Here is an 11,841-nt window from a genome sequence, read left to right as displayed (position 1 = left end):
CTTCCGTAAACTGCCGTGTCGGTGCTCGACATTACTGTTATGGGCGATGAGCCGGGTATTCGCCAGACTGGTCGGGCAGCAAGCCGTCGAGAACGAGCTCGTGGCCGCAGCTCACGCGGCGCGGGGTGATTCCGCTCACGGCGCGGCCACGGTGGGGACCATGACGCATGCGTGGCTCATCACCGGCCCGCCCGGTTCCGGCCGGTCCATCGCGGCGGTGTGCTTCGCGGCGGCGCTGCAGTGCACCTCGCCCGGTGTCCCGGGTTGCGGGGAGTGCCGGGCGTGCGCCACCACCATGGCGGGCACCCACGCCGACGTCCGGCGCGTCATCCCCGAGGGCCTGTCGATCGGTGTCGACGAGATGCGGGCCATCGTGCAGACGGCGTCGCGGCGGCCAGGCACCGGCCGCTGGCAGATCGTGGTCATCGAGGATGCGGACCGGCTCACCGAAGGCGCGGCGAACGCGCTGCTGAAGGTGGTGGAGGAGCCGCCGCCGTCCACGGTGTTCCTGCTGTGCGCGCCGTCGGTGGACCCCGAGGACATCGCGGTGACGTTGCGTTCGCGCTGCCGACACGTCGCGCTCGTCACCCCGCCGGCGTCGGCCATCGCCCGAGTGCTCGTCGACAACGACGGGATCGACGCGGAGCAGGCGCAGTGGGCGGCGTCGGTGAGCGGCGGGCACGTCGGCCGGGCGCGCCGGCTCGCCACCGATCCCGACGCGCGGGAACGGCGGCGCCGGGCGTTGGCGCTGGTCCGCGACGCGGCCACGCCGTCGCGTGCCTTCGCCGCGGCCGAGGACCTGGTGGCGGCGGCCGAGGCCGAAGCCAAGGCGCTGACGGCGGGCCGGGACGAGAGCGAGACCGAGGAGCTGCGCACCGCGCTGGGCGCCGGCGGCACGGGGAAGGGCACCGCGGGCAGCATGCGCGGAGCGGCCGGCGCGCTGAAGGACCTGGAGAAGCGGCAGAAGTCGCGGCTCACCCGCGCCTCACGCGACGCGCTCGACCGGGCGCTGATCGACCTGGCCAACTACTTCCGCGACGCGCTGCTGGTGTCGTCGGGGTCCGGCCACCTCACCGCCAACCACCCCGACATGCGCGACCGCATCGAGTCGCTCGCCGAGCACGCCCCGCCCGACCGACTGCTGCGTTGCATCGAAGCCGTCCTGGAATGCCGCGAGGCGCTGGCCGTCAACGTCAAGCCGAAGTTCGCCGTCGACGCCATGGTCGCCACCGTCGGGCAGGCGCTGCGCAACTGACTTTGGTGCGCTGCTGACCCTGCCGTAGACTCGGGCCGCCCGATGCTTCGGGTGCGCCGCCTTAGCTCAGTCGGCAGAGCGATTCACTCGTAATGAATAGGTCGGGGGTTCGATTCCCCCAGGCGGCTCCCTGTTCTTGCCTCGGCGTTGACTCTCACGCCTCGGTGTTGACTGTCACGCCGAGGCGGTCGGCGTCGGCGTGTCGTCGCCCGCAGGTGAGAATCAACGCCGTCAGCGCGCGTCACGCCCGGGGCGTGTGGTGCTCCAACGCCTCGATCGCCGCGGCGCGGGCGGTGTTGGCCGCCGGGAAGCCCGCGTAGCCCGTCGCGTGGTAGATGACCTCGGCCAACTCGGTCTCGGTCAGCCCGTTGGTGCGGGCGATCGCGAAGTGTGACCGCAACTCCTCGGCGCTGCGCTGGGCGATCAGGATGCCGAGCGTGACGAGGCTGCGGTCGCGCCGACTCAGCCCGTCGCGACTCCACAGCTTGCCGAAGACGCTCTCGAAGCCGATCTCGAGCAGCTCGTCGGCGAACAGGCCGTCGCGCAGGTCGACGTCGACGCCCGGCATGAGCTCGCGGAAGATCTGTATTCCCTTGTCCAGGCCGTCCGACATAGTCCTTCTCCTTTTCATTTATCGGGGCGCGATCGCCAGAAAGCCCACCGGTCCGGCTGCGATGCACACCGACAACGCGGCCGTGTTCGCCTCAACGGTAACGGCGTCGCCGGCGCCGGCGAGCCGCACGAAGACGCGGTTGAGGCCCGGGCGTACCGGGAAGCGGGTGGCGGTGCCGTCGTCGAGCGACATGGTGAGGGAGCCGTCGCTGTTGGCGAGGTAGTTGATCTCGGCCGTCCAGTCGGCGGGAAGCAGCGGCCCGTCGAGCCGCATGGTGACCGACCGGCCGGGTTGGATCAGGTACCCGCAACCGGGTTCTGGACCGGGGGCGATGCTGCGCGTCCACGTCACGAGCGCTGGGAAGAGCCGGCCGCTGTTGTCGAGCATGCGCAGGTCGGTGGTGTACGCGGCGAAGTCAGGCCGGTCTTTGAGCAGCGCGAACATGTGGCTGGCGAGGTTCTCCGGGTAGGCGACGCGCTGCAGCACCAGCGGGTCGACTTCCTGGTCGAGCAGCGGGGCGCTCGACCCCCGGTGCGCCTCGGCGAGGCTGCGCTCGGCGTTGCGCAGGTATTGCTCCGCGGGGTTGTCACGCCAAACCGTCAGGTAGGTAAGCGTCGAGTACACGCTCGAGGCGGTGACCGCGGCGGTCGCAACCACGGCGACCACCCGGGGCAGCGACGCCGTCGTGACCGGTTGGCGGTCCGGAGCCGTGATCGCGATGGCCATGTACAGCGCGAGCACCACCACCAGATCCGCCAGATAGCGCAGCGTCTGCGCGAGCTCCAGCGCGGTGAAGGCCGACGACCGCATGAGATAGATCGGCACCTGGCACGCGACGGCGTAGGCGAACGCGACGGCCCACACCCAGCCGATGCGTCGTTTGAGCCGGAACGACAACGCCACGACGGCCGCGAGCGCTGCCCATCCCAGCACCATGACGGTGGTGGGGGGAACCGCCCAGGGTGAAGCGGGCGCCCAGCGTTGCCAGGACCACGGACCGCCCACCAGCCCCGGGACAATCCCGTGGGTGAAGGACCGCAGCAGCAGCTCGCCGGTCATCGACAGGTCGGTACTCCACCGTCGTTGGTCGACGACCACCAGATACAGCGCCACCCAGGCGGCGATGACGCCGAGCGACGCGATCCACAGCGTCTTGGCCTGTCGCCACACGATGCTTACCGCGTCGGAGGCGGTGACGTGAGTGAGCACGGCGGCGATGACGAACCCGACGAAGGGGATGACGGCCGCTTTCTCGAAGAACACCAGGCCGCCTACGAGGGCGACGACAGCGGTGGCCAGGTAGCGCCGCCGACCGGTGCGGACGAGCTGGATGGCATCGGCGCAGAACCAGGTCATCGCGGCGAGCATCGGTAGCGCGTTGAGCCCGGCGGCCCACCACGAAAACGCCGGCAGGCCCAGTGGGGTGAACAGGGCGAACGTCAGTGGGATCAACAGTGCGGGACGCCAGCCGAGGATGACGTGCAGCGCGCGCAGCAGTGCGAGCGACGCGACGAGCTGCAGGATCACCAGGCTCACCGCCGGCCACAACCAATCGAGCGGCGCGAGCCGGGTGATCACCCCCGCGATCAGGAACGCGCCCGGCATGACGTGGCCGTCGTGGTCGGCGAACAGGTAGTCCGCCGACAGGATCGGTTGCGTGCCGGCGCGGCCGACGAGGATCAGATCGTCCCAATAGAAGTAGCCCTCGAACGCGACGACGGCTCTGATGCCCAGCTGGATCGCCACCAGTCCTGCCGCGACGACCGCGACCCAGTGGAAGCGGGTCGTCGGGGCTGACATGCGATCCTTCGGCCGGGATGGGACGTTCCGACTGTACGGGGCGGTGTGCGATTGCCGTCTCCGGCGGTGTGGTGGGGTGCTCGGCCCCGCTGGCCAGACGCACGTAGGTGAATTCGGCGACCTGCAGCCCGTTCGGCGCAGCCACCGCGACCATGTGGTTCGACCAGGTCGGGGGCCTGGCCGGGGCCGGGTGCAGCGGGCACGTCAATGCCCTGACGTTGCAGGTGAGCCCACATCTTCGTCGCCCCATACAGCGACTCCGGGGCATACCGGCCCGTCTGGTCGGGCTCGTAATAGCCGGCCAGCACTGCGGCGATGGTCATGTCCCACAGCACCCGGGCCGACGGCGGCCTAGACAGCCACACGTAGAACGTTCTCGGGGCGATCACGCAGCCGTGCTCGGTGTGCACGCGGCAGATCGGAGCGACCCCGAACCGAGCGCGATGCTCGGCGATGAACGCACAGATCAACGATGTCGCGGGTCGCTCTCCCGCGCGAAGAAAGTTGCTGCCGCCCTGAGTATTTCGACGGTCTGCTCCAACCCGGCGACCTTACGTTTCAACTCCCGATTCTCCCGGGTCGTGGCCGTGGTCACCCCCGTCACGCTCACCGCCATCGATCTCGGCTTGCCGGACCCACTTGCGCAGCGTCTTCGGGCCGATACCGATCCGAACCGCGATCGCCCGAATACAGCCGTACTCACTGTCGTACTCGTCACGGTGGTCCACCGCACCCTAAATTCGGAAGAGCCGCTTATCGTGTTGTTGTCACACGCCAGCCGTGGGGCCGTCTCGAAGGATTCGCTCGATCCGCTCCAGTAATTCGCCGGAATCGCCTTCACCGAGATTCTTCCAGGTCATAAGCGCATTGAGCAGGTTTACCGGCTCGACGCTCAGTTGCTGGCCGAGCAGCACGGTCTTCAGCTGATCGCTGCTGGAATCCGCAGCGTCATAGGTGATCTCGACTTGCAGCGACTCAGCGCCGTTCACCGCGTTCCGGACGACCTTCGGGTTGATCGACTTGACTTGTTTGCGCCGCAGATCAGTCGCGTCTCCCTTCGCTACACGCACCGTCAACGCCGATGAGGTGATACGCAGGAAGCATCGGCGCCACATGCGTATAACGCCGTACAGCGCCAGCATGCCGCCGCCCAGAACGACGAGCCCGCCGAACCGAAACCACATCGGATAGCCAGGCGCGTAGCCCGCGCGAACCATGGCCACCCCGAACAGCGTAAGTACCACCACCGCGCCGTATGCGTTGCCCTCGTACCACGGAACGTAACGGCAGATGACTTCGTGGCCCGACCGGGTCACGCCTGGCCGGAAGATCCGCCGTCTCACTCCAACGAGGATGCCGACGCCGGCCGCCGCAAGGCCCAGAGGCAGGTACCAGGCCGCTCCGACTAACGCGTCCAGGCTTGCCAGCAGGCAAAGAGCACCCCCGATCACAGAGGGGACCACGCGTCGACGAAGGATTCGTCGTCCGGTACCGGCTATCAATGGCCCTCCTGCGTTAGAGCTACAGGAACGACGCCGTGCTGAGCCGGCGACGCCGAACCAGCCGCGCCAACCGTGCGGACGTTCAACCAAAGACTCGCCCGATCTACCGGTGAATCGTGTAGTGCGGCACCGTTAGTTGCGCGATCAGCGTGTGTCGCTCGGCGGTCATAATCTGTGAACGTGACACACTGTCGATCAAGCCGACGTCCTGAGGCACCTGCGTCGCCAGCAACCCTTTAGCACCGGCGCCTTCGGCGCCCGCACCGAATTCTCGGCGCAGTTCACGACTTCCCGGCACCGACTGCAGCTGCTGCTCGACCAGCATCGCGAACACCTCACCGGCGTCCATGGCCGGTTCAACGCGGTGCATGGTCAATACCGCGTTGGCGCAGAACTGCTGAATGCGAGGTTCGCTGCGACAGACACACACGGACACACCGGCGGCAGAACTGAAAGGTTCCCGCCACCACCCACCGATGGTTTGGGGGGAGACCCCATCGACGCACCGTGTTGCTCACAGCGAGCCGCCAACGCCAAGCCCTCGGCACGGACTCCGATTGCTTCCACGCCTCAACCGTAACGCCCTACGACTAACGGTTTGTACGCAAAAATCTGGACTATCCCAGGCTTTGTTCCTAGTTGGTTGTGAGGGCCGGGGTTGGCTGGCTGGCGGGGTGTGAGGTGCCGGTGAGGGCGGCCTCGTACTCGGCTGGTAGAACGTAGCCGACGGCTTCGTGCAGGCGTTCCTGGTTGTACCGGGCCACCCAGGCGGCGGTGGCCAGCTCGACGTCGTCGACGCAGTGCCAGGATTTGCCGCGGTTGATCAACTCGGTTTAGTAGGCGGCGTTGATTGCCTCGGCGAGGGCGTTGTCGTAACTATCGACTATCGCCGCGCGACCCGACCGAGGGGGCGATCCCGAGTTCGGCCAGCCGGTCGGTATAGGTCAGCGATAGGTATTGGGCTCCGCGGTCGGAATAATGGACCAACCCCACAGATTCGAATCGATTTGCCATACAGCATGATTGACTTCCTGTAGTGGAAGGTCCTCGGTGCGCATCGTCGCCGCGACGGCCCAGGCGACGATGTTGCGGGTGCCGACGCGGGTGACGAACGCGTTGTGGCAGAACCCCTCTTAGGTCCGCACGAAGGTGATGTCGGCGACCCAGAGCCGGTTGGGTCCGGCCGCGCTGAATTGCCGATTGAACGAATCAGCCGGCCGCTGATCGGCCGGATCGGTGACCGTGGTGAATACCGCTTTTCCCCGGTGCACGCCGCACAGACCGGCCTTGCGCAGCCGAGGATGACGTGGAGCGCGCAGCAGTGCGAGCGACGCGACGAGCTGCAGGATCACCAGGCTCAGCGCCGGCCACAACCAGTCGAGCGGCGCGATCCGGGTGATCACCCCCGCGACCAGGAACGCGCCCGGCATGACGTGGCCGTCGTGGTCGTCGAACAGGTAGGCTCCCGACAGGATCGGTTGCGTGCCGGCGCGGCCGACGAGGATCAAATCATCCCAATAGAAGTAGCCCTCGAACGCGACGACGGCTCTGATGCCCAGCTGAATCGCCACCAGTCCTGCCGCGACGACCGCGACCCAGTGCAAGCGGGTCGTCGGGGCTGACATGCGATCCTTCGGCCGGGATGGGACGTTCCGAATGTACGGGGCGGTGCGGCTTGAAGATCGGCATGTTCGGCTTGACCCTTTTAGCGGCACGGTGAGGGGCGTTCGCCCCTTAAAATTCGAGGATGCAGGGGAACCAGCCGCCCGGAGGACAACAGGGACCGCAGCCTGGTGGCTCGGAGCCATGGAATCCGTTCGGTCCACCGCCGCGGCAAGATTTCGGCGGACTGGCGTCGAGCAGCGACCCGCGCCTCGGCGGACCGCCGCCTCATACCGGCCCGATTTCGACCGGACCGACGACGCAGTTCGCTGTGACGCAACCGCCGTTCGATTGGACGCTGTCGCCGGCGCTGGCGAAGCCGCGTCGTTCTTGGTTGCCGGTCGCGCTATCGGCGTTGGCGGTCGTCCTCGCGACTGCGGCGCTGATCGCGGCTTTGACGCAATCTCCGACCAGAGGAACGTCGGAATCAGCGGCATCCGCCGCTCCCGTTGTGCCTGATCAAGTGACTTATAGCGACGCGCAAGATCGCGAACTGTGCGAAGCGATCGCGCCGATCATGGAAAATGCTGCCCGCCACAGCAGGGAATTTGCCTCCTTGAAGCGCGGATCGCCCGAACAGGCTGCAGCACTTCCCGGTTATCGCGACTTCGTGCTCGGTTGGGTAGGCGAGGTGCAACCTCTGCTCAACGAGCATGAACAACCGCCACGGTTTCTCACAAGAACCCTTCAGCGTTACCTTGACGATGTTGTGCTGTTCGTGCAACTCGATATTGTGAGTAGCGATGTTGGAGTTACTACTTGGCAACAATCTGTCAGCGACTATGGCGGACCGTTTTATACCTGTATGAAGTTGGGTGTTACTTGGTAGCCAAAAAGTTAGATATGGCTGACGCCTCTATCCCCAGTCGAGCGGTACCAGAAAGGGAGTTCTCGTATCGTATTTTGGCCGAGTCGTGGCCAGTTACTTCCGTTGAAGCGTGGCAAGGCGCAAGCGAGAAGCAAATTGACTTCGCGGTGAGAACAGATGATACGGCGGAAGCGGTTCAAGCCGATTCGAGCAGGATAACCTGTGCAAGCAGTGGATCGTGGGCGCGAGCTGCGGGGAAGATGTATGACGAAACGTCCGCTCTTTTGGGCAAATACGCAGGACACTTACGCTCAACCGCTAACTGCACAAGTGCTTCTGCTGACATCCTGTCCGATACTCTTCAAACCTTGGACAACCTCGATCAAGCAACGCACGACCGCATCGCGGAGGTTCGGCGGAACGCTCAAGAGTCGGAAGACGCGGCCAGAGGCCCGTTTAGGCCGGCTATCGTCACCATGATTCGCGTGCGGACCAAGGCTGCGATTGAAGGTTTGATTGAGGAGGGGAGATCGGCCGCACATTCGGCCTGCCTTGAAAGCACTTCGAAGATATTGGCGGCCGCACGTAGCGCTGGATTAGATTTCGATCATTCGGAAGCCACTGATGGAAGGAAGACGGGCGATCACGCCAAATCTTATAGTGCGTCGAATTATGACTCCGAGACGAGTGAGCCCCTCAGGCCACCTTCCGGTGAACACGGACTTACTACTTTCGCTGCCTATAGCGCAGGAGTCGAGGCCTCAATCGGGAAAGGTCCAGGTGAGGCAGAGGGCGATTCGAGCGTTCCAGCCACAGAGCCAAGCCAAGCTGCGAGCGCGAGAACAGCGGGTGCCCCAGCGATAACCGACGCCGGTCCACGAAATGGTACTAAAGCGACGCTTGTGGAGGCGAGTGCGGACGGCCCGCTCCTAACGGCACCGATTGTCGACCCGCAACCAACTCAGGTCCTTCCGCCGGAGCCAATTACGCCGCCTTCGGTGAACGCGTCTGCAGCTCTAAGACCCCCCACCGTCCCCCCACCCCCCATCCCCACCATGCACTCGCCGTCGATGCCGTCGATGCCGTCGCTGCTGTCGTCGTCGGTGCCGACGATGCTGGCGTCGGGGAGCTCACTGGGCGCGGGGCATGTGCCGACGGAACTGCCGCCACCACTTCAGGGTTTTCAGGACCTCACCAAGGGCTTTACGAGCGGGTTGAACGCGCCGCCGCCGATGATGCACAACGTCATGCAGGCGTTGCCGCTCGATCAGCCGCCGACGATGGCGCAGGCGGGCGGTGCTTCGAGCGTTGCGCCGCCGGCGGCGACAGCCGCTGCGCCAGCGCCGGCCGCCCCGCCACCGCCGCTGCCGGCGAGTGTGTTGGCGGCGGCCGGGCTGAGCGCGACGGGCACCGGAGCGGCGCTGGTGAGCTCGGAGACGACGCATCAGCGGCTCGACGCGGCGGTCGCCTAAGCTCGCCGGCCGTCGTGGACGTCCAAGATCCACTCGGGCGAAGTGATGTACCGGCTGATCGTTCCGATGCATTTGGTTGGATGACGCGTCGATCGGCCAGATCCGTCAGCCGAGCTGCCTCGGGTCCCGCCGCGGCATCACCGACGGAGGGTTTTGGGCCATCATTTGACATGCGATCGCTCGACCTCACTGGGACCGTCAGGCGTCCAGGGCGGTTCCGCGCGTTGGCAGGCCTCCGGCGTTGTTGACGCTTTTGCGACCGCGACGTGACCAGTCGCCCCTTAAAATCCGATTATGAGTGAGAACCCCCCGCCGGGAGGGCATCCGGGGCCGCAGGCCGGCGGCTCGGAGCCGTGGAATACGTTCAGTCCGCCGCCGCCGCAGCAGCAACGACAGCCGTTGGGCGCATCGACCTCTGGTGGCGCTGGGCATCTCGGCGGCTCGCGCCCCCCGGGCCCGCACGGCACAGGACCGATCTCGACCGGACCCATAACGCAGTTCGCTGTGGCGCAACCTCCCTTCGGCTGGCCGTCTTCATCGGCGCCATCGAAGACCCGTCCTTCCTGGTTGCCGGTCGCGCTGTCCACGCTGGGGGTCGTCCTGGCGGCTGCCGCGTTGTTGGTGGCGCTCCTGCGCGAGCCGGCTGCACCCCAAGCCTTTGACACGCCGAAAATCACGGCCGCGCCGCAAGCGACACTCGATGACAAGGCGGACCGGGCGCTATGTGAGGAAATAGCGCCGCTTATGACGGAGGGGGACAGCCGAACGCGCCAGTTCAATAGCTTAATTCGCGGTTCGGCCGAACAGCAGGCTGCGCTGCCTGAGTTCCGCTCCTACATTCAAGGATGGGCCAGCGAGATGCAGAATGTTCTGAATTCGAACTCCCAGCCACCCCGGTTCTTGACGCGAACGGTTCAGAGCTTCATCGATGTGATGCTGCTCTGGGTCGGTCGTGATAACGCAAGCGACGATGTGGCTATGAGCACATACCGGGTCACCTCCAGCTATTATAGTGGCCCACAGTTCCGCTGCGAAGTACTTGGTGTGCCTTGGCAACGGTAAACCACTCGGCGCCGAAAGGGGCGAGTGAGTTTGTCACGCAGACCGGCGAAGCATCAGACTATGCAGCAGCAAGTCAAAATTTGGTTCCCGCGTCGACGCCAACGAGCCGACCAACTGCCTTACGTCCGGCACCGCCTGAGTCCAATGGCGATCGCGTCATCGACAGCGCCGCGCCGTCAAGGGAATTCTCCGGACAAATCATCGGGAACGTATGGCCCGAATCGGAAACTGAGGCTTGGGTCGCGACTTCCGTGGCCCAGACCGATTTGGCGTCGTTGACGGTTGACGCTCGTGCAGACGCTCGAGCCTGTCTAACTCATATTGTCGATATCAGTGAGGGAAGTTGGGTCGACGCCGCAAAAGATATGTACGGACGGACACTGTTGTTGCTCGACTCGCAGTCGAAGGTATACCGGGACCTTTCAGAGTGGACACTACGTGCGTCCGTAAAGTTGGCGGACGCACGTTCCGCGTTGGATGGCATCGACCAACGGGTGCATGATTACATTAATGCCCTCCGGAGTAACGCGGATGCAGCCGAAGGCCAAGTACCAGTAACGGCGACGAATCGAGAGCAGCTAATCAAGGACATTCGCAATCAACGCGACGCGGCGATATGCGATGCGCTATCTTCGGGCAGGGCAGAAGCAGAAACTGCGGCCTCGTTAGCCGCTTTTGAGATCGTCGGCAACGGCGTTCATGGATTGCCCGAAAAGGTTGAATCGCCCAGTGTTCCCGACGCTAGAGACAAGATTGATTCTTCGTTAATCGACAGAACCGAACCTGTCTCGCGTCCGGACGGCCCCTTAAGTCCCATTGAACCGTTGACGCCGTATGCCGCGGGCGACCCGCGTGGCGTACCGGCAGAAGCTGAGCCGACGTCGGAGAACACGGGGAATGGGTCCCAACTTCATCCTTCGACTGGAGTCGACCAAGCTGATCCTAGAGGCGAAGCGGGAGGCACGAAGCTCTCCGGGCCCGCAACGCCTACTGAAGCATTGACAGGCGATCCCAGAGGCTCCCCTAACCCAACACTTCCACCGCCCGTCACCCTGTCACCAGTCGCGATTTCTGCAGCGCGCCCGAGCGCCGTCGGTGGAGCCCCCGCCACCCCTACCGTCTCCCCACCCCCCATCCCCACCACGCACTCGCCGTCGATGCCGTCGATGCCGTCGCTTCCGTCGTCGTCGGTGCCGACGATGCTGGCGTCGGGGAGCTCACTGGGTGCGGGGCATGTGCCGACGGAACTGCCGCCACCACTTCAGGGTTTTCAGGACCTCACCAAGGGCTTTACGAGCGGGTTGAACGCGCCGCCGCCGATGGTGCACAACGTGATGCAGGCGTTGCCGCTCGATCAGCCGCCGACGATGGCGCAGGCGGGCGGTGCTTCGAGCGTTGCGCCGCCGGTGGCGTCGGGTGCGCCGGTGGCGGCACCGGCCACGCCGGTGGGTAGCGCGCCGCCGACGGCCCAAGCGACGTCGGCGCCGGTGAGCTCCGCGCCGCTGATGGCGCCGGCGCCGCTCACGCAATATGGCGCGGACATTCCGCGCGGACCGGCGGCGACGGTCGCGACGAGTGGCGGCCCGGCCGCGCCGGCGGCGACAGCCGCTGCGCCAGCGCCGGCCGCCCCGCCACCGCCGCTGCCGGCGAGTGTGTTGGCGGCGGCC

General features: G+C 65.7%; 9 protein-coding genes, 1 tRNA gene and 3 pseudogenes. 5 read left to right on the top strand and 8 right to left on the bottom strand.

The window, feature by feature from the left end:
- Positions 1-46 precede the first annotated feature (46 nt).
- The gene (locus LV457_RS10885) at positions 47-1,255 is read left to right on the top strand and encodes a DNA polymerase III subunit delta' (RefSeq protein ID WP_232171025.1); all 1,209 of its coding nucleotides are present in this window, start codon (positions 47-49) and stop codon (positions 1,253-1,255) included.
- 55 nt (positions 1,256-1,310) lie between these two features.
- Positions 1,311-1,383 (top strand) — tRNA-Thr (locus LV457_RS10880).
- Positions 1,384-1,496: 113 nt separating this feature from the next.
- Here the strand turns inward: LV457_RS10880 and LV457_RS10875 are convergent.
- From LV457_RS10875 to LV457_RS10845, 7 genes and pseudogenes are all read right to left on the bottom strand, one after another.
- Positions 1,497-1,868 (bottom strand): carboxymuconolactone decarboxylase family protein, encoded by a 372-nt coding sequence (locus LV457_RS10875; protein WP_232171023.1) that lies wholly within the window; start codon positions 1,866-1,868, stop codon positions 1,497-1,499.
- Between the two features lie 18 nt (positions 1,869-1,886).
- Positions 1,887-3,668 (bottom strand): hypothetical protein, encoded by a 1,782-nt coding sequence (locus LV457_RS10870; RefSeq protein WP_232171021.1) that lies wholly within the window; start codon positions 3,666-3,668, stop codon positions 1,887-1,889.
- An 85-nt stretch (positions 3,669-3,753) separates the two neighbouring features.
- A pseudogene (locus LV457_RS10865) lies at positions 3,754-4,396 on the bottom strand (transposase); the annotation flags it as partial.
- A 39-nt stretch (positions 4,397-4,435) separates the two neighbouring features.
- Complete coding sequence (locus LV457_RS10860) at positions 4,436-5,131, bottom strand: hypothetical protein (RefSeq protein WP_232171019.1); 696 nt, start codon at positions 5,129-5,131, stop codon at positions 4,436-4,438.
- 142 nt (positions 5,132-5,273) lie between these two features.
- Complete coding sequence (locus LV457_RS10855) at positions 5,274-5,540, bottom strand: hypothetical protein (RefSeq protein WP_232171016.1); 267 nt, start codon at positions 5,538-5,540, stop codon at positions 5,274-5,276.
- A gap of 265 nt (positions 5,541-5,805) precedes the next feature.
- A complete protein-coding gene (locus LV457_RS10850) occupies positions 5,806-5,997 on the bottom strand; it encodes an integrase core domain-containing protein (RefSeq protein ID WP_232171013.1) in 192 nt (63 codons plus the stop codon).
- A gap of 483 nt (positions 5,998-6,480) precedes the next feature.
- Positions 6,481-6,795: pseudogene (locus LV457_RS10845) on the bottom strand (hypothetical protein); the annotation flags it as partial.
- A gap of 308 nt (positions 6,796-7,103) precedes the next feature.
- On the opposite strand from LV457_RS10845, the gene LV457_RS10840 reads away from it, so the two are divergent.
- From LV457_RS10840 to LV457_RS10830, 3 genes are all read left to right on the top strand, one after another.
- Positions 7,104-7,661 carry a hypothetical protein gene (locus tag LV457_RS10840; RefSeq protein WP_232171010.1) on the top strand — a complete coding sequence of 186 codons (558 nt, stop codon included), beginning with the start codon at positions 7,104-7,106 and terminating at the stop codon, positions 7,659-7,661.
- Between the two features lie 1,034 nt (positions 7,662-8,695).
- Positions 8,696-9,112 carry a hypothetical protein gene (locus tag LV457_RS10835; protein ID WP_232171008.1) on the top strand — a complete coding sequence of 139 codons (417 nt, stop codon included), beginning with the start codon at positions 8,696-8,698 and terminating at the stop codon, positions 9,110-9,112.
- A gap of 504 nt (positions 9,113-9,616) precedes the next feature.
- On the top strand, positions 9,617-10,174 hold the full coding sequence (locus LV457_RS10830) for a hypothetical protein (RefSeq protein WP_232171005.1): 558 nt from the start codon (positions 9,617-9,619) through the stop codon (positions 10,172-10,174).
- Between the two features lie 1,354 nt (positions 10,175-11,528).
- Here the strand turns inward: LV457_RS10830 and LV457_RS10825 are convergent.
- Positions 11,529-11,841: pseudogene (locus tag LV457_RS10825) on the bottom strand (hypothetical protein); the annotation flags it as partial.

The organism is Mycobacterium sp. MYCO198283 (assembly GCF_021213805.1).
Taxonomy (GTDB): domain Bacteria; phylum Actinomycetota; class Actinomycetes; order Mycobacteriales; family Mycobacteriaceae; genus Mycobacterium.
This window is presented reverse-complemented; position numbering and strand designations above follow the sequence as displayed.

Bases quoted from the DNA above. Each gene is read 5' to 3' on its own strand.
- LV457_RS10885 (WP_232171025.1), top strand. From the start codon at position 47: ATGAGCCGGGTATTCGCCAGACTGGTCGGGCAGCAAGCCGTCGAGAAC.
- LV457_RS10875 (WP_232171023.1), bottom strand. From the start codon at position 1,868: ATGTCGGACGGCCTGGACAAGGGAATACAGATCTTCCGCGAGCTCATG.
- LV457_RS10870 (WP_232171021.1), bottom strand. From the start codon at position 3,668: ATGTCAGCCCCGACGACCCGCTTCCACTGGGTCGCGGTCGTCGCGGCA.
- LV457_RS10855 (WP_232171016.1), bottom strand. From the start codon at position 5,540: ATGCACCGCGTTGAACCGGCCATGGACGCCGGTGAGGTGTTCGCGATG.
- LV457_RS10835 (WP_232171008.1), top strand. From the start codon at position 8,696: ATGCACTCGCCGTCGATGCCGTCGATGCCGTCGCTGCTGTCGTCGTCG.